The sequence below is a fragment of the Neobacillus sp. NPDC093182 genome (assembly GCF_044754045.1).
In genome coordinates, this window is record NZ_JBIVOI010000014.1 from 85,583 (window position 1) to 103,679 (window position 18,097).

The following is an 18,097-nucleotide window of genomic DNA, read 5'->3' on the forward strand; positions in this document are numbered from 1 at the left end:
ATTTATTGATTAATTAATGTATGTGCCATCTTTAATGCCCTACGAGTTTTTTTCTGATTAAAACAATAATTAAATAATTCTTTTTCGGAACGTTTAACTAAATAAACAAAACCAAATTTTTTAAACAAAGGTAATGAATATTCGGACAGGTATTGATGGTATTCCTGTTCTTTATTTTGAATTAAATAACGGAGTAAGGTAAATAAGTTTATATATAATAGTTCACTATTCTTTTGAGCTTTTTCAAGTCCTTCATTCGTAAGCTGCAATAATTCATCTTTTGGAAGTAAACTCCCATAGTATGCACTGCGTATATACCCTTCTAAAGAAAGTGAATAAGGGATTGAATCACTATTTTTCAGACTCATAGACTCTTTATAGTATTTATTGGCTAGTTCATAATTTTTTCTTCTAAAGTATTCAAAAGCCAAGTTGTGTAATACCTTAGCCTTTCGATCAGGTGAATGACAAATTTCACAGCTTTTAATTAAGCTTTTAAACCTCTGAATGGTTTCTTTAAAATCTCCATCATCTTTTACTTGAATCGCCATAAGCATTTCTGCATCGATAACTCTAAGATAGTTATTAATTTCTTTAAAAAATTGTCGCGATTTATCTGCAAAAAAATAAGCCATAACTGGTGATTCATTTAAATGATACGCGACAGCTAAATGATATGTATATTCCTTGTTATTGTAATCTGTATCATTTATTGATTTTAATACTTGAATGGCTTTGAGATTTTCATGTTTCGCTAAATAGTAAACTCCTAAAACATGTTTGAATAGATTAGTTTCATAGGATGATAATTTAGGTTCTTTCTTTTGGAGTTCATTGATGATTTGTAATGCTTCCTCGGTCAAATTATGCATAAGTAAATACCTAACCCGAAGTAATTTGTAAAGATTGATATAATCAGAGATTTGAATAAAATCTTCTTGCTCAAGTTCATGATTAATAAGATTCATTTCATCAAATAATTGCATAACAATAACATCATGCCAATGATTTAAACGATTTTTAATATTATTCAGCTTAATTAATTCAGTTTCGATATTTATCCCTAGTCTCTTGGATAAAAGAGTGATAATTTCAGGAGCATATTCAGTATGTAAACGCTCAATTTTACTAATATGTGTTCCAGAACAAATCCCTTTTCCTAATTGCTCCTGAGTCATTTTGTATTTTTCTCGATAAAACTTAATGATTTTCCCCTCATTCATATTGAATTTCTCCTTTTAGAATAATAGTTGGAAGTGATTGAGTATTAGGAAAACCAAGATTCCCCCAAGTACAAAATGATTTTTTCGATATAGTTTAACAAACATCATTTGCTAGAAATCTAACGGCTAAAGATTTTACAAAAAATCGTTCACATTCTTCTTGGTTTGACAATATTCTACAAGGATTTAGACGCATTCTGCAGTGGAAGTAGGACAACTTGGAGAACAATTCCCCCAATTTACCGCAAATAAAAGCTCCAGTACAATATGAATTAATAGAGTTGTCTAATTATTCATACTCTTATTTTACACTATCTATCTTTCGGGAGGAATGAGGTGCTCATAGGAATATGTAATCATTTTAAAAAGGGAAAATTTGCTGGATTATTATTGTTAAAAAGTAATAGATTTAAAATTTGCAGCAGAAATCAAATAGTAGAAGGAGCGTTACTTAATGAAAAATCGAAAGAAACAATGTCTAAATGTTATGGTATCAGGTGTAATAGCCTCTGGCCTTCTTACATCTTATTTAATGCCTCAGCAAAAATCTTATGCGATTTCAAATTCTGCTGAATCAATCTTAAAAGGACTATCTGAAGAGCAACGACAGTCTATAAAACGATTAACCCCACAAGAAGGATTCATCATTGATCCAAGTTTGTTGTCACTTAAAGATAAAACCGCCAATGTCATTGTTGAGTTCAAAACAACTCCGGTCGAAAATGCTCAGCAATCAAAAACAAAAGGTACATCAAAAAATAAAGCAGAAAAGATAAAAGGGGAACAAGAACATTTTAAACAACGATTAACGGAAATTTTTAAGAAGAAGGAGGAGTTAAACCAAACATTAAAAGAAAATTCGATTCAATATCAAATTAAACAAACTTATCAGAATGTATTTAATGGAATGGCTATGACGATTCCTACAAGTGAAATTAATACCTTGCTTGAGACTGGTGTAGTCAAAAGGATATGGAAAGACAATGTCGTAAGGTTACCGAAAAATGAATCGACTACTACACAAGAACCAACAACGGCAAAAGTAATTCCACCAGCGCTTCCTCATATAGGAGTTGATCGTTTACATAATGAGGGCTTAAAAGGACAAGGAATAAAAGTTGGAGTACTTGATACAGGGATTGACTATAATCACCCTGATTTAAAAGATGTTTATAAAGGCGGATATGATTTTGTTGAAAATGATTCTGACCCAATGGAAACAACTAGAGCCGAGTGGCTTGCATCTGGTCAACCTGAATCGATAAATGGAAGTGCATACTATACAGAACACGGAACTCATGTTGCTGGAACCATCGCAAGTAACCCTAAAAATGATGTTGAATATGCAATGACAGGTGTAGCTCCGAATGTTGACTTGTATGCATATCGAGTATTAGGAGAATATGGATCAGGATATGATTCATCGGTTATCGCAGGTATAGAAAGAGCGGTAGAAGATGGAATGGATGTGATTAATCTATCATTAGGTAATGGTAATAATCATTCCTTAGACGCTACATCTGTAGCAATCAATAATGCAGCATTAAAAGGGGTCATACCCGTTATAGCCGGAGGAAATGCAGGGCCAAATCCTGGTACGTTAGGTTCACCAGGTGCTTCTCCACTAGCGATCACTGTTGGTGCTAGTGATGTGCCGACTGATATTCCAACCGTAAAAGCAAGTTTAGCAGACGTTACAGTTCAAAATACATTAATGGGGCATGGACTTGGTAAGGATTATCTACAGTTAATAGATAAAGAGTATGATGTTGTTGAAGTAGGAATTGGTACAGAAGAGGATTATACGGACAAAGACGTTAAAGGGAAAGTAGCATTAATTTCTCGTGGCACGATTTCATTTGATGAAAAAATTCGACGTGCTCATGAAAAAGGTGCTTCAGCTGTTTTACTTTACAATAATGAAGATGGCGAAATTCCATTTTTCTTAGGTGAAAATCATGGTTATATCCCAACCTTTAAAATGTTACATGCCGACGGAGTAAAGATAGTAGAAAAATTAAATGCAGATACTACAGCGAAACTTAAATTAACAAACCTACAGTCAAATATGACAACAGGTGATGTGTTAGCTGATTTTAGCTCACGTGGTCCAGTTAGTAATAACTTTGATATTAAGCCAGATGTAGTAGCACCTGGGGTATCTACATTCTCTACTGTACCAGAATATATTAATAGTCCTGGAGATGGTGTCGATTATTCAAGTGGTTATGCGAGTTTAAGTGGAACATCCATGGCAACACCACATGTTGCTGGAATTGCAGCATTATTATTACAATCACATCCAGATTATACAGTTGCGGATGTAAAGGCAGCACTAATGAATACGGCCGATCCTTTAAAAGGTCGTACGTACAACGTGAATGAAGTTGGGGCAGGACGTGTTGATGCTTATGAGGCAGTCCATAATACAACTTTATTTGAAGTACAAAATAAGGCGACTTCCTTAGATGAAAATGGAATAAAAATAGAAATCGATGACATATCGGGATCTCTTCCTTTTGGTAGTATTGCAAAATCAAGTGAGACGCAAAATAGAGCAACCTCGATTTCTATTAAGAATTTAAGTAGTGAACTAGAAACATATTATACGAGAGTTGAATTTTTAACAATCAATGGTGTCTCAAAGGATGCTGCAAAGAGTGGTGTGACGCTTCAATTACCATCGACTTTTGAGGTGAATGGTAATGAGAGTAAAAATATTAATGCAGAAATATCCATTCCAGCTAATGCAGAATTTGGTGTATATGAGGGATATATTTATATAGAAAATGAGTCAAAAACTGCAGAATATCAAATTCCTTTCCATGTTCGTTATGCTAAACCTGGATTCGAAAAACTAACATTTTATAAACATGCAATAACAAATGACCTTAGTAACTTTCATCCATACATCGAGCCGTTTACACCAGTCGATTTCAAGTTAAATAGTCATATGAAAACGATTGATGTAGTGGTTAGCGATCTAGCTGGACAACCAATTGGTTTTTATGGCACGTTTAATTTAGAAAATGCGGCAGTTGATACGGATTACTTCATTTTCTTCGGATTTTCAGGTGAAGTAAAGCATTTTACAGGTGATCCAAATAAACCTTTAGCACTTGAATATGAACCACTTAAAGAAGGAAAATACATTGTTTCATATATTGGCACAGGGGTAGATGGTAAAACATATAAAATCGATAATGACATGGTGATCGATAATACAGCTCCAACACTGGAATTTGATAAGAAAACAGGTATCAAAGAACTTACAAGTTCAGATTTAACAACTGAAAGTTATGACGGGCAAGATTATACAGCCTATTGGGTGCATGGAAAATTGTATGATGATACAATTGATTATTTAAAAAGTAGAGGACATGACATCACTCAAGAAGCAAATACCGCCTACGCTTATCAAGATTCTTTTTGGCCAACAGCTGAATTTTTCCCCAATGCAAATGGTGAATTTAAATTTGGTGTCTTACCAGAAGAATATGCAAACTATCCAACAAATGTAAGAATCTATACGTATGATTACGCTACAGCAGGAAATCCGATTTTCCCAGACTTTACTTTTATTAATAAAGGGGATAAATATTCGACAATTAAACCAAATATAAAAGCTGTAAGTCTTGGATCGGAGTTTGTAAATACATTTACGGTTCAAAACGCGAAAGATTTAACAAGTGCATCTGTAACAATTGATGTCCCTAATTTCTATAAAGTTGTAGACGTTAAGCCATCAAAACAGCTAGAAGATCTTGCAAAGAAAAATAATTGGACTATTCGTGTTGCAAAGCCACAAATTACAGAAAGCATGTGGTCTAATCTTTCAGCATTTGCTGTAGATATTTCAGACAAAAAGACACAATTACCTGTTTCAATTAATGATGATATTGATTTATTGAATATCACATTTAAAGTAGTAGATGACCATAATTACATGGTAGAAAGTACATTCAATTATCAAGAATCTTCCTATCAAACAAGCTCTGGCAGTAAGTCTTCTTTACCAACATTTGCTGAAAAGTTTAAATTCACTTCCCAGCACTCATGGGTAGAAGGTTACTATCATGGTGAAGCAGTTAATTTTGACAACTATGATTTAGATTATTCAAAGATTGGGACAAAAGCTTATCTGGTTGATAAAAACGGTAAAAAGTACCCTGCGGATATTTCAGAAAATGGATATATGACGTATACGGATATTCCTGCAACGAAAGATGAATATACGTTAATCGTAGATATTCCTGGGCATTTCCTATATAGTAAAAAATTAACTTTAAGCAGAACAATTGATGGAAAAGTCCAAGGCAATTTCTATACTGTCTATACGGATACGGCAGCTGCTGGAGATGTCAACGGAGATCATGTAATCGATATTTATGACGCAAAGCTTGTTGCAAACAACGCTGGAGTTTCAGGGGAAAGATTGAAAGAAGATCTTAACAAAGATGGAGTCGTTGACATTATTGACTTCAATTATATCGAAAAGAATTTCATGTCCATCAATCCATACTTCCCAACGTCCAATAAACCAGTTGAAAAAACAGGAAAACTAACATTAGAAGGATTGAAAAAGAGTTTTAATTAAAAAATGAGGGTGCCTTTTTAACAAAGGCATCCTTTATACTAGAATCACTTAAACCTGTGTGTTTTTATTAATGGGGATTAACTAACGGGTAGCAATAGGTAAAAAGGCAGCGGAAAATATCCGTTGCCCAGAAACAAAAATCGCTGGGTCTTTATCTTGGCGAAGGTCTAAGTATCGCTTGAGCTAGATTTAACACCGTATATAAAAGTAGACCTCCCTTTCCTTATCACCTTTCCAAGCATATTTATTTACCGTTTAAAACTAAATGATGTGACTTTAACTTGTTATGATTGCATGATAGGGTTCCTTGTTCATGCAACCCTATGGTTACTTGTTCTTGACAAGCAACCGTAGGGTTGCGTATACTCGATATATGAATTGGGACAAAGACGCCATATTCAAAGCACTTAGTGACTCGACTCGGCGGCTCATTTTAGACGAACTAACCGAACGCAACGAGTTGACGTTGTATGAACTAACGGTACGGCTTATTATGAAGCACGACCTTGCCATTTCTAGACAAGCAATAGCTAAACATCTTTCTGTATTGGAAGATGCAGGTCTCGTAACATCAAAAAGAAAGGGAAAATATCGAGTAATTATATTTAACAATGAACCACTTAAAAATTTGCTAAAAGGATGGATCGAGTAATTTTAAAAATCGGAATAGGACTTTTGACTTTAGTACAGTAGCATGAGCTTATCAAAGGAGGCAAATACATTATGAAAATCGTTGTTACCAGTTTATTCGTTGAAGATCAAGAAAAGGCATTGAAGTTTTATACAGAAAAGCTGGGCTTTGTAAAAAAGCATGACGTTCCCACCGGAGAATATAGGTGGATCACACTTGTTTCTCCAGATGAACAAAACGGTACCGAACTTTTGCTCGAACCGAATGTCCATCCTGCCGCAAAGGAGTATCAAAAAAGGATAACTTCTGAAGGCATCCCAGCAACAATGTTTGGCGTTGCAGATATTCATAAGGAGTATAACCGATTATTGGAAAACGGCGTGAAGTTTACTATGGAACCGACAAAAATGGGCGATGTGACAATAGCTGTCTTCGACGATACTTGCGGCAACCTTATACAGATCATTCAACAGTAATTTTATGACGAAGAATCCTAGTCCTACCGACTTTATGGATATGTTTTAAGTTCGGTGAAGTGTATTTATAAAAAACACACTATGTAACCCTGTCCTATTTTATGGACGGGGTTTTGCATTTTTCGGTATATTACGAATAAATAAAGCTTGGGTTAGGTACATTAGGTGAAGAACACGAACAAAATATTAGTTTTTTTTAAAAACGTTCATGGTGATAGTAAAAGAAAAAGAACCCATTATTGAGTTCTTCCTCAAGACAATTTCACCCGTTAGCCACCCCATGTACAGTTCATCAACATCTGAGGTTAACGGAAAATTTATATTTCCTTGTTATATTAATTTGAATCCTTAGGAATATCGCTTCACTACTTATTTATACTGTTAATATTATTGCGCATCATGATTATTGGAATCTGTTTTGTCATCTGCTTCAGTCCCCTCCACCATCTGGTTACCAATAGCACCGCCTGTAACACCGCCTATAACTGTACCAATTAGTCCAAATGGAGAACCTATCATAGCACCTGCAATAGCTCCATTAAAAGCTCCTGCTGTTTCACCATAGTCATTGGTACCTTGAATATCATTACTACCATCTTGATTGTTGCCGTTTTCTTCTGTATTTCCACCAAAGTTATTGCGTTCGTTACTCTGATTCATTTATTCACTTCCTTGTTTATTAATGGGGAATATTAGCTAAGCACACCGTCCCAAACATATACTACCCAGTTGAAGCAGTTTTACTCGCTATCTGTTTAATAGGAGATTTCTAATTTCTATTATTAGGCTGTACCAATTCTGGTCTGTTATTAAAGAAAAATTATTAATGTGGGAAAATATGTATAGTAGTACAAGCTAGTTAAATATTTGAGAGGATGTCATAATTTTCACTTTTGAGTAAATTGCGAATAAAAAAAGCCAAACCAGAATTATTCTGATTGTTTCTCAGCGCTTTTCCTAATTGGTATCATCAGAAACCTAACAATTAAAAAAGTGGAGGCAATAGAAAAAAAACTATGTATAGTAGTCCATGACTTTTTATATTTAACTAATTTTGTGTTCTTTTCTATCCAATGTTCTGCAATGCTAGAGGGAATACTAAATAATAAACACTGTGCTAAAATGCCTTTTAAATTTGAATTTCTCGTTGTTTGGTTGAAATAAACACAGCTAATCGAAAATCAGATAACTATAACACTTATGTCAAAGTTTTTAATTAATTTATAAGGGTACTCTATATAACCTTTTTTTACAGTTAAGTTATCAAGAACCGAGGCAATATAGCTTTTTAATAAGAAAACAATTAACCAATCCTTAATTGGAGGCTTTCTAATTAAGTTAAAAAAAGAGGCAATACCTATGGTAATTAATAATATTAGAAAATTTTTTTCGAATTTTTTACCCATCTTCACTCCTCCTTCTAATTAAGCCTATTTACCCAAAGGGATAATTAATATTTTATAAATTATTACACAGTTCGATTCTAATGCAAAGCAACGCACTAAAGCTATCGGCTGAGTGGTTAGAAGGGGATGGATTGTTCATTCAACCATATGACTGTAATCCAAAAAAAGCCGTTCTTTGAAATTGAAGATTGGCTTTTTCTATAACTTATGCTTTGATTCTTTGGTCGAATTTCTCCTTCATGCGATTTAGATCATCTCTTGGCGGGCAACCAAACGTGCGGGAATATTCCCGACTGAATTGTGATTGACTTTCATAGCCTACTCGAAATGCGACATCAGCGATATCAGTTGAATCCGCTAGTAACATGCGCCTAGCTTCCTGGAGTCTCAATTGTTTTTGGAACTGAATGGGGCTCATAGCTGTAACCTCTTTAAAGTGCCGATGAAGAGAAGCAACACTCATATTCGCTATTTCTGCAAGCTCCTCGATTTTAAAAGCGACGTCAAAGTTTTTAATGATATGTTCTATAACCTCTCTTATTCGATCCCCGTTGCCGCCCTTTATGGCCATTTGTTCTAGAGACTCACCATGAGGGCCTTGTAAAATCCAATATAGAATTTCCTTCGTGATTAAAGGAGCTAGTACCGGTATATGTTTCGGATTTTCTAGCAGACGGGCTAACCTTATGACAGCATCCAATAGAGTTGGCTCTACTTTGCTGACAAACATCGCACGTTTGGCATTTTTTTTCTGTCCTGATCGAATTTCAGAATCACTTAAAACTTCTAAGATTTGATTCGGCGTAAACTCAAGTTTAAGAGCCAAATAAGGACTGTCAGCTGAGGCTTTTATCACTTGGCCGGTAACCGGCAAGTCAACAGACGCCACAATGTAATGAGCGGGACCGTACCTAAAGCATTCCTCTGCTAACCATACTTCCTTCTCCCCTTGGACGATTATGCAAAAGGATGTTTCGTTCACTCTTGCAATGGGTTCGGTAACAATCGATTCACGGATTAAAAATAAAGATGGTATAGCAGTAGGATGAACCCCGTCCTGCTCTGAATAACGTTCAATAAGTTTGGCAAGCTCAAGCTGCTGTTTGTTGATTTCTACTGACATATTGGTTTCTCCTGTATCAATGTAGTTACATTCTAACTCGTATTTGTCGATTATGTAAATGCCTTTGATAGGATTAGGCAAAAACTTGATAGGAATGAGCTAACGATTTCTCTTTAAATTGTTGCATAATTTACATAGTCCGATGTATTTCAAGAAATCTATAGGAGTATGTGCACATGATTGAAAAACAATATAACATTATGCCTAATACAGGATTTGCCCGTCCAGCACGTATGTTAGTAAGTATTTCTGCTAAATATTTATCGAAACTTGTTCTCGAATATGAGGGGATTGCTGTTAAATTAAATTACTCAGCACAGTCTATAATGGATGTTATGTCGTTGGGAATTAGACCTAGTGCTCCATTTTATATAAGGGCTGAAGGGATTGACGAGCATCAAGTATTACAATCAATAGAAGACCATTTTAGTAAAATGAAAGTAATTAGCAACGTTTAACTATATTACATTATTGGAAAAGGTGAGGTTGAATAGAATGGAATATGTAAAACTTGGAAACACAGGCTTAGATGTATCTCGATTATGTCTGGGTTGCATGGGTTTTGGGGACGCTAGTAAATGGATTCACCAATGGGTACTTAATGAACAGGACTCTCGCCCCGTTATAAAAAAAGCACTCGAGCTGGGAATTAACTTTTTTGATACAGCAAATGTGTACTCTCTAGGGACAAGTGAGGAATACCTTGGACGGGCTCTTAAGGAATATGCAAATCGTGATGATGTTGTCATCGCAACCAAAGTACACGGTCAAATGCATAAGGGTCCGAACGGTTCTGGTCTTTCCCGGAAAGCGATTATGAGTGAAATCGATAAAAGTCTTAAGAGGCTGGATACAGATTATGTGGACCTTTATATCATCCACCGCTGGGATTACCATACTCCAATTGAAGAGACAATGGAAGCATTGCATGATGTGGTGAAAGCTGGTAAAGCAAGATACATTGGTGCATCATCCATGTACGCATGGCAGTTCCAAAAGGCAATACATGTAGCTAATAAAAATGGATGGACTAAATTTGTATCGATGCAGAATCATTTAAACCTCATTTACCGTGAAGAGGAGAGAGAAATGCTGCCACTTTGCAGGGATGAAGGGATTGGGGTAACTCCATATAGTCCACTTGCTTCAGGAAGATTGACGCGTGATTGGTCTGAAACAACACATCGTTCAGAAACAGACCAAATTCAAAAATTTAAATATGATTCGACCGCTAATGCTGATCGAGTGGTTGTAGAACGAGTTGCAGCCCTAGCAGAAAAATATGGTGTTCCACGTACCCATATCGCACTTGCCTGGCTGCTGCAGAAAGAACCAGTAACATCTCCTATTATCGGAGCTACAAAACTATCTCATCTCGAAGACGCGGCAGGTGCTCTATCCATTAAGTTAACAACCGAAGAAGTCGCCTTTCTAGAAGAGCCATATGTACCACACCCAATAATTGGACATAACTAATCAAAGATTATACCTTTATCAAGGAGTTTGTTATACAGCTAAAGAATAGTAAATGTTCCACCTAAAGCAGTAAATTAGGGCGATTCTTCAACATGAAGGTCGCCATTTTTGCTATAACAAAAAAATACTAGATTTTACTTAAACAAAATGAAGGTACAGCTGTAGTCCAGCTGTTTTTTTCATTTCCAGTGAGCGCACGAGATTTATATAATTAAAATAGTTTGAATTTTACATAGAATTAAGTAGAATTATGTTAAAATCTAGTAAAATAGGAAAAGTGTTAACCCAGGATGATACATAGGAGGTTTTTTGTATGAACACGAAAGACAAATGGAATCTGAAACATCTCGATCGAATCACTCAGCTAAAGGAACCTCAACCCAATCCAAGATTAAAGAAGTTGGCCTCTTATTTTAAGGAAGGCGGTACGGCCTTGGATATAGCTTGTGGACTTGGTGGAAACAGTTTGTTCCTTGCAGGAATGAACAATCAAGTCGAGGCCATTGATATTTCAGACGTTGCTATCAACTATATCCAAGAACAGGCAGCCAAGGATAATCTAAGTGTTCAGCCTCGAGTAACGGATCTAACAGATTTGGATACGTTAAATTGGCCGAATAATCCCTTTGACTTTATTGTTATGTCCTATTACTTAGATCGCTCACTGTTTCCAATTGTAAAGAACGTTTTAAAAGATGGGGGATATTTCTTTATGGAGACCTATTATCAGTCACCTTACTCAGAGGAACAAGGAGTATCGGACCAATTTAAACTAAAGTCAAATGAGTTGTTAACAGAATTTGGAGATTGGAAGGTTCTTTATTTTGAAGAGAACGAACAAGAAGGATGGCAATCAATCTTTTGTCAGAAACGGTAATAGCTTGTTCGTTGATAAATAGGCGGAGAAATTACGCTTAATTCGTAATTAGTATTAAAAAAAGCTTCAATAGACGGAGATATTCCGCCTATTGACTTGAAAAATTCGAAAATGGGAGATTTTTCTTTGATTAAGCGGAAAACTTCCGCTTAATTTCCCCGTAACGCGCTCCATTCTGTATTTAACCGGAAAATCTCCGCTTATCTTACCTTTGCTTGTTAATCTATTACAAACCAGACAGCTCATTAGAAAATATATTAATCTGTGTCAATTAATTCTGTACCATATGAGTTATCAATGGCACACAGCCATTTGCCTTGGGAATTTTTCTTAAATACATATGTTGCCTTTCTATCCATGGAATATTCCGAATCCTCTTTATCAGCTTCAAGGAATGTATGTGATAAAACCAAAGCGGTATCACCTGCTTCTAAGATCATCATCTTTCCCTGTGTTGGTACGATACTGTTATTAAAGTATTTTGCAATTGCGATAAATGCTTTTTTAATTTCATCCTTACCTTTTGCAACCATTCCAGGTTTTACAACTAAAACCGCATCATCTGTATAGTAATCCATTAATGTATCAAAATCTTCGTTTTTTATTGCAAGGTCACACTTCTTGATTAACGCTTTTAATTCGTGTTCCATTTTCTGTCATCACCCGCCTATATTATGTGGATAAATTTTACATTATCACTATCTGTTTAACAACCTTTTTGGAACGATTATTCTAATGTTAACCTTCATATCCTAGGCTTATGTGTCGGCCATTTCTAATTAGGCTGACAAGGCAGGATTTTTAAAAAACGTAGTGGAATTAAGTACTATAAAAGGAGTTTCAAGGGAGTTTTACTATGGTAGATTGTATTTTTTGTAATCTAGATTTAGAGCCTAAACAACAAGTAATTTTTCGTAATGAATATTGTATGTTTTTACAGCTGGAACAATCGGATATAAAAGGTAGTCAACTAGAAGGTGCAGGTCTTATTGTTCCGATTAAACATAGAGAAACTGCATTTGATTTGACTCGTGAAGAATGGGATGCAACCTATACTCTTCTGAAAGATGTAAAGAAATATTTAGATGAAAAATACCAACCGCAAGGATATAACCTTGGTTGGAATTGTGGTGAAGTTGGCAGGCAGCATATTTTCCACGCACATTTTCACGTTTTACCAAGGTATGCAGACGAAGCCCTGGCAGGTAAAGGAATTCGTTATATGTTTAAAGGTAAAGAGAACAAAAGAAACAAAGCACTTTGAAATCGATAGTTAGGTTAGTAATGTAGTCACTACCAAGCAAAAACAAATTTCCAACGGGGTATGTCATAAATATAAAATAGGGTAGAGCGGAGGTAATGAAAAGTGGAAATGAGTACTCTCCCACAATTATTATCAGATCATATTATTGAACGAGCGGAGAAATTAAACACAACCCTATTAAGTGATGCCATGGGCGGTACAGGAGATATGGATTATCGCATCAATCGTGTTGCCAAAGGGATGAAAGTTGTCGGTACGGCGACGAAATTATCCCTTAAGCCTAGTGATAACGTGTCGTTACACGATGCGATTTACGCTGCAAAGGAAGATTACGTTCTCGTCATCGACGGAAAGGGTGAAACATCACGTGCTTATCTGGGAGAACTACTAACCAGAGCAGCTATAGCGATCGGTTTGAAAGGAATCGTGATTGATGGGGCTGTCAGGGATAGGGAAGAGCTGGAGGCATTAGGCTTCCCCGTTTTCGTAAAGGTATTTGTTCCCAATGGTCCATTGAAACTAGGCGGTGGAGAAATCAATGTAACCATAACATGTGGAAACGTCACGGTTAACCCAGGTGATTTGGTGGTAGGCGACGCAGATGGTGTCACAATCGTACCAAGAGAACAAATTGAAGAAGTATTTAGTAAGGCTGAAAAAAAGTTAGAATATGAGAAAAATAGAATTCTGGAATCTACATTTTACGAAGAAAAAAGAAAGCGAGGAGAAACTTAAGAGCCACTTAAAAGGAAATAAAAAGTAATAAATAAGAAAATGACGTGTGCAGCATCACGTCATTTTCTTTATTTATAAGGTTTGTTGAAGGGTAGAGGTCCACCAAATACTACAATTGCTTTCAAGTAGTTTTGGGAAAGCCCCCTAGTTAATTGCTCTAGTTATTTGAACCGTAACTAATTAAGTTTGTGAAAATTCGATATCCTCCTGGAACTTGTGCATTGATTTGACGGTAGAATACAAGGTTGGTGTAAAGGAAGGTTCCTTCACCGGATTTAGCCATTAGGATTCCGCTGTTGAAAGGCGCTTCGCCAGGGTCTGCCATGGAAACGAATGTCTCATAATTTGTATCCCATGCAGTCGGGAAGTAGAGAGCCCTCTCTTGGACCCAGCCATCCCAATCACTATCGGTAATCTTGTTTGGCTTGTTAAACAGTTCATGTTCTGGTTGAGTTACTGTCACCTTTGCATTTTCGTCTGTCACACGGACACGAATGGAAGGTGATCCGATGATTAATGGATATGGTGGTGTGAATCGATTGTTATTCCATGGATCTCCGGAAGTAACATACTGCATTACTAAATGTCCACCATCATTCACATAATCAAGTAATCTTAGATTATTTGACAAGACGTCAGGTCTTCCAAGTGTTGATCTGATTCCGGCAACGATTGTATCATATTGCGAAAGATCACCAGTTGCTAGGTCTTCAGGTGTTAGCTTCTTAATATCAAATCCAGCATTTAGCAATGAATCTGCAATTGTGTCAAAGCCGCTATCAATATAACCAACCTTCAAATTGTCGGGTTTTAATAACTCAAAGGCCACCCCATTAATAGTAGAAGGGTACATAAAGAAAGCGTCATTAATATGGTCATATTTAATTTCTTGAACCGTAGTATCGAATGTCTTGCCATCTGATGCGGCAACCGCTCCAATTGCAAAATTACCTTCCGCAACTGTAGAAGGAGGGACTAATGTGAATGATACTTCTTTTACCTGATTTCTTTCCGTAAAGCTGACATCTGCTGCTGCTGGTTGACTTACCCATCCTTCAGGAAGATTCAACGAAACGGTACCATTTTTAGAACCATTGAAATAGTTTTTCACCTTAACATGAACCGGAATTTCCTTTTGTACATTTGCAGTGTTAACTGTGATATTTACAGGGTCAGGTGTAACACTGAATTCAGGCAGCACACTGACAGTATTATCTAAATCAATGACAGAGGTTGTTTCCACACCGTTTTCCTTAAATGTTAGTTGTGCTTTAAGAACTGCATCGCCGTATGGGTTGTAATATTCAGCATTTGCAGGCACAGTGACATTAAAGGTAACCGTTTTTGATTCACCTGGTTTCAGATGTTTTACTTCACTAACACCTTCATGTTTCCAATTTTCAGGAGTTAGAATAGCTGCTTTAATGTGTTGAATTTTTTGCTGTCCATCATTCGTTACCTTTAAAGTCACTTGAGTTTTTTCACCTTGTGTTAATACATAAGACCCGATTTCAAGATCAACATTAAGGTTAGAAGAAACAAAGCTTACCTGTTGTAGTTGCTCTGCTTTTTGTTCTAGCTTATGGAGCAAATCATTTTTAACATTAGCAGCCAAGTTCTCTGATTGTGTACTAGAAATTAATTTTTGAACGGCACCTAATGCTTTTTGAGATTGAGGTAATATCGAGGTGCGGTCTGGATAAAGCTTAATAATTTCTTCTAATTGGTTTTGTAATGAGTCTAATTGTTCGCTTACATTAGCAGCAGGTACGATATCTGCCCATGCATGGAAGTCATATGGCACACCCGAGAAAAGGTCATGTGAATCCGTTTTGACTGCAGATTCGACTAATTTTAGATGTGCTTGTCTTGGAGAAACTGGAATATCATTTCCCATTCCTTGGCTTTTGTGCAAATAACGAGATGCCTCACCAATTTGTGGATAACTCATTCCGTAGATTGGGTCAAAGTCACCAATTTCGATAGAGGTTGTCGCAGTTGCATTATCAGCTGGTAAATAGAACTTTTTGATTTGCCAAGGCTGTAATCCATTCTTCAATTGTTCAGGGAAAATGTTCGGATCAGCAGCATCTTTAAATGCTTTCTCAGATAAAATTGCCATCAAACGGTGATGTCCATGCTGGCTGTCAACATTTTCAAAAGAAGGCATCACAATATCTGGCTGATAGGTTCTAATAAATTTGATTAAACGTTCATATGTTACTTCTTCACCCCACTTTGATAGGGTTTCATCTGGTGATTTTGAAAAACCAAAATCATATATAGCATCTGATGGTGTTTCGCTTAAATGATAGGCTTTAACACCAAAAATCTTGGCTGCTTCAATCATTTCATTGGAGCGAATAATTCCAAGGGCATTTCCTAATTCATTTCCAATGGCATTTTGACCGCCTTCACCACGGTTTGCAATTAAACTAGCTGTTTTAACTCCTAACCCACGTGATAAATAGGCAAGTAAATCACTGCGTTCATCGTCTGGATGTGCTCCTGTGTTTAAGAAAGTAACGGTAGTATCAAGAGGTTTTACAACATTCCAAAGCTCAACATCGGCTTTACTTTGTTCTTGTGCAAGACTATTCGGAGGTAGTAAGGAAGCAAGTAATAGAATGGACATCAATAAACAGAAAAGTTTCTTCAATTTTTGAAACCCCTTTCATAGTTAACTGAATTAATCTACCCAATTCTCCTTTCCTTTATGTATATTAGTTAGTAAGGATTACTAACTAATGAGACAAAAGCATTTACAACTATGATTATATTGCCTTTTTAAATATTGTAAATATTACCAAATGACTATCTAAATTTTGGAAATAGTTCTATCGGTGGGGTAATAAAGTAATAGGTTCCAGTATTCATAAAGGTTTGAGATTACTAGCTTTTACCCCATTTATATCTGATTAATCACAATTGTCTAAATATTTTAAATTGTGTATTGAGAACATTTCCAAATTAAGGTATAGTGTAGTTAAATTAGTTAAACTTACTAACTAACAAATAGAATTAAGGCCGTGATGTTGATGAAAAAGAAACTATCTAATGCAGAAATACGGATGAATAATAAAAAGATTGTTTTGCAATGTATTAAAAATCATCAACCTATTTCTAGAGCTGAGATCGCGGAAAAGGTCCTTTTTAGTAAGCCAACTGTTTCCTTGCTGGTCGATGAATTAGTAAGAGAGAACTGGGTTCATGAAAAAGGCATCGGAGAGTCCTCTTCACAGGGTGGCAGGAGACCGATTCATCTTTATTTCAATGAAAAGGCTGCCTATGTCATCGGGGTGGATATCGGTGGCACGAAAGTAAAAACGATTATTTCTGACCTTGGGGGAACGATTATTTGTGCAAGTAGTTTTCATACTAAAAAACATTTAGAAAATGGGTTATTTAAACAAATTCATAAAGAAGTGCAAGAGATGATTTATAAGAATCAGTTGGATAAAAGTTTGATTCTCGGGATGGGAGTAGGGGTTCCTGGCATCACAGAAACGAACACGGGGGTTGTTGTGGAAGCTCCAAGCTTAAAATGGGTTCGTTATCCGTTTTTGACAGAAGCTGAACGATTCTTTTCCTATCCTGTTTATGTTGATAATGATGTCAATATAGCGGTTCTAGGTGAACAATGGTTAGGCAGGGCTAAAAATAAAGAGAATGTACTGTTTATATCCGTGGGAACAGGGATTGGCAGTGGAATTATTATTCATAATCAGCTTTATAGAGGTTCCTCTTATGCGTCTGGTGAGCTGGGATATATGGTTACAGATAAAAATGATATGAAAAATGAATTTAAACCAATCTTTCATCGATATGGTTACCTTGAAAGTGTTGCGGGTGGAAAAGCTATTGGGAGAAAATTTACACAGCTTGTCCAGCAAAACATGAGTCATCCTTTCTTTAAAGAAGCGACAGAAACAGAGTTGACGGGAGAGCAGGCTTTCTCGTTAGCGAAAGCAGGAGATGGAACTGCTCTTTCTGTTGTAGAAGACGCCATTGACCATTTAGCTTATGGAGTGATCAATGCGGCTTCTCTGTTAAATCCAGAGGTTATTATTCTTGACGGAGGAGTGATGAAATCTGCTGATTTCATTCTTCCAAGATTACAAAAAATTGTTCATCAATACCTGCCTAGTTCGGTAGAAATACATCGTTCGCACTTAGGGGAAAATGCAGGAGTATTGGGAGCTGTTTCTTTGTTCCTGCGCGAATACGATAGTATCTTGAATTAGGTTTAAATGGGTAACATTTTGGGTGGCTGTCCTACTTTGATTCTT

At 36.2% G+C, this 18,097-nt stretch carries 14 protein-coding genes and 1 pseudogene; 9 read left to right on the forward strand and 6 right to left on the reverse strand.

Annotated features, from left to right (window positions below):
- Positions 1-2: 2 nt before the first annotated feature.
- Positions 3-1,223 carry a helix-turn-helix domain-containing protein gene (locus ACIQAA_RS23165; RefSeq protein ID WP_402624241.1) on the reverse strand — a complete coding sequence of 407 codons (1,221 nt, stop codon included), beginning with the start codon at positions 1,221-1,223 and terminating at the stop codon, positions 3-5.
- Between the two features lie 454 nt (positions 1,224-1,677).
- On the opposite strand from ACIQAA_RS23165, the gene ACIQAA_RS23170 reads away from it, so the two are divergent.
- From ACIQAA_RS23170 to ACIQAA_RS23180, 3 genes are all read left to right on the forward strand, one after another.
- Complete coding sequence (locus tag ACIQAA_RS23170) at positions 1,678-5,820, forward strand: S8 family serine peptidase (protein ID WP_402624244.1); 4,143 nt, start codon at positions 1,678-1,680, stop codon at positions 5,818-5,820.
- A gap of 373 nt (positions 5,821-6,193) precedes the next feature.
- Positions 6,194-6,472 (forward strand): ArsR/SmtB family transcription factor, encoded by a 279-nt coding sequence (locus ACIQAA_RS23175; protein WP_402624487.1) that lies wholly within the window; start codon positions 6,194-6,196, stop codon positions 6,470-6,472.
- A gap of 71 nt (positions 6,473-6,543) precedes the next feature.
- Complete coding sequence (locus ACIQAA_RS23180) at positions 6,544-6,927, forward strand: VOC family protein (RefSeq protein WP_402624245.1); 384 nt, start codon at positions 6,544-6,546, stop codon at positions 6,925-6,927.
- 387 nt (positions 6,928-7,314) lie between these two features.
- On the opposite strand, the gene ACIQAA_RS23185 is transcribed toward ACIQAA_RS23180, so the two are convergent.
- The 3 genes and pseudogenes from ACIQAA_RS23185 to ACIQAA_RS23195 all read right to left on the reverse strand — a co-directional run bounded on the left by ACIQAA_RS23185 (position 7,315) and on the right by ACIQAA_RS23195 (position 9,456).
- Complete coding sequence (locus tag ACIQAA_RS23185) at positions 7,315-7,587, reverse strand: hypothetical protein (RefSeq protein WP_402624248.1); 273 nt, start codon at positions 7,585-7,587, stop codon at positions 7,315-7,317.
- 269 nt (positions 7,588-7,856) lie between these two features.
- Positions 7,857-8,333, reverse strand: a pseudogene (locus tag ACIQAA_RS23190) (CBO0543 family protein).
- Between the two features lie 205 nt (positions 8,334-8,538).
- Positions 8,539-9,456 (reverse strand): AraC family transcriptional regulator, encoded by a 918-nt coding sequence (locus ACIQAA_RS23195; RefSeq protein WP_402624249.1) that lies wholly within the window; start codon positions 9,454-9,456, stop codon positions 8,539-8,541.
- A gap of 176 nt (positions 9,457-9,632) precedes the next feature.
- Here ACIQAA_RS23195 and ACIQAA_RS23200 point away from each other — a divergent pair, with 176 nt between their 5' ends.
- The 3 genes from ACIQAA_RS23200 to ACIQAA_RS23210 all read left to right on the forward strand — a co-directional run bounded on the left by ACIQAA_RS23200 (position 9,633) and on the right by ACIQAA_RS23210 (position 11,809).
- Positions 9,633-9,914: an HPr family phosphocarrier protein gene (locus ACIQAA_RS23200; protein WP_402624251.1), complete on the forward strand. Its 282-nt coding sequence runs from the start codon at positions 9,633-9,635 to the stop codon at positions 9,912-9,914.
- A 37-nt stretch (positions 9,915-9,951) separates the two neighbouring features.
- Positions 9,952-10,932: an aldo/keto reductase gene (locus ACIQAA_RS23205; protein ID WP_402624254.1), complete on the forward strand. Its 981-nt coding sequence runs from the start codon at positions 9,952-9,954 to the stop codon at positions 10,930-10,932.
- A gap of 313 nt (positions 10,933-11,245) precedes the next feature.
- Entirely contained in the window at positions 11,246-11,809 is a 564-nt protein-coding gene (locus ACIQAA_RS23210) for a class I SAM-dependent methyltransferase (protein ID WP_402624256.1), read from the forward strand.
- A 257-nt stretch (positions 11,810-12,066) separates the two neighbouring features.
- Here ACIQAA_RS23210 and ACIQAA_RS23215 read toward each other — a convergent pair whose 3' ends face one another.
- The gene (locus ACIQAA_RS23215) at positions 12,067-12,459 is read right to left on the reverse strand and encodes a YybH family protein (RefSeq protein WP_402624259.1); all 393 of its coding nucleotides are present in this window, start codon (positions 12,457-12,459) and stop codon (positions 12,067-12,069) included.
- A 206-nt stretch (positions 12,460-12,665) separates the two neighbouring features.
- On the opposite strand from ACIQAA_RS23215, the gene ACIQAA_RS23220 reads away from it, so the two are divergent.
- Positions 12,666-13,073 (forward strand): HIT family protein, encoded by a 408-nt coding sequence (locus ACIQAA_RS23220; RefSeq protein ID WP_402624262.1) that lies wholly within the window; start codon positions 12,666-12,668, stop codon positions 13,071-13,073.
- 108 nt (positions 13,074-13,181) lie between these two features.
- Positions 13,182-13,808, forward strand: a complete 627-nt coding sequence (locus ACIQAA_RS23225; RefSeq protein ID WP_402624490.1) for an RraA family protein — start codon at positions 13,182-13,184, stop codon at positions 13,806-13,808.
- Between the two features lie 157 nt (positions 13,809-13,965).
- On the opposite strand, the gene ACIQAA_RS23230 is transcribed toward ACIQAA_RS23225, so the two are convergent.
- The gene (locus tag ACIQAA_RS23230; protein WP_402624264.1) at positions 13,966-16,467 is read right to left on the reverse strand and encodes an NEW3 domain-containing protein; all 2,502 of its coding nucleotides are present in this window, start codon (positions 16,465-16,467) and stop codon (positions 13,966-13,968) included.
- Between the two features lie 379 nt (positions 16,468-16,846).
- Between ACIQAA_RS23230 and ACIQAA_RS23235 the strand changes: the two genes are divergently transcribed.
- A complete protein-coding gene (locus tag ACIQAA_RS23235; RefSeq protein WP_402624267.1) occupies positions 16,847-18,052 on the forward strand; it encodes an ROK family transcriptional regulator in 1,206 nt (401 codons plus the stop codon).
- Positions 18,053-18,097: the final 45 nt, after the last annotated feature.

Coding starts and splice junctions, on each gene's coding strand:
- ACIQAA_RS23175 (WP_402624487.1), top strand. CDS start 6,194: ATGAATTGGGACAAAGACGCCATATTCAAAGCACTTAGTGACTCGACT.
- ACIQAA_RS23200 (WP_402624251.1), top strand. CDS start 9,633: ATGATTGAAAAACAATATAACATTATGCCTAATACAGGATTTGCCCGT.
- ACIQAA_RS23170 (WP_402624244.1), top strand. CDS start 1,678: ATGAAAAATCGAAAGAAACAATGTCTAAATGTTATGGTATCAGGTGTA.
- ACIQAA_RS23195 (WP_402624249.1), bottom strand. CDS start 9,456: ATGTCAGTAGAAATCAACAAACAGCAGCTTGAGCTTGCCAAACTTATT.
- ACIQAA_RS23235 (WP_402624267.1), top strand. CDS start 16,847: ATGAAAAAGAAACTATCTAATGCAGAAATACGGATGAATAATAAAAAG.
- ACIQAA_RS23165 (WP_402624241.1), bottom strand. CDS start 1,223: ATGAATGAGGGGAAAATCATTAAGTTTTATCGAGAAAAATACAAAATG.
- ACIQAA_RS23205 (WP_402624254.1), top strand. CDS start 9,952: ATGGAATATGTAAAACTTGGAAACACAGGCTTAGATGTATCTCGATTA.
- ACIQAA_RS23215 (WP_402624259.1), bottom strand. CDS start 12,459: ATGGAACACGAATTAAAAGCGTTAATCAAGAAGTGTGACCTTGCAATA.
- ACIQAA_RS23180 (WP_402624245.1), top strand. CDS start 6,544: ATGAAAATCGTTGTTACCAGTTTATTCGTTGAAGATCAAGAAAAGGCA.
- ACIQAA_RS23185 (WP_402624248.1), bottom strand. CDS start 7,587: ATGAATCAGAGTAACGAACGCAATAACTTTGGTGGAAATACAGAAGAA.
- ACIQAA_RS23210 (WP_402624256.1), top strand. CDS start 11,246: ATGAACACGAAAGACAAATGGAATCTGAAACATCTCGATCGAATCACT.
- ACIQAA_RS23220 (WP_402624262.1), top strand. CDS start 12,666: ATGGTAGATTGTATTTTTTGTAATCTAGATTTAGAGCCTAAACAACAA.
- ACIQAA_RS23225 (WP_402624490.1), top strand. CDS start 13,182: ATGAGTACTCTCCCACAATTATTATCAGATCATATTATTGAACGAGCG.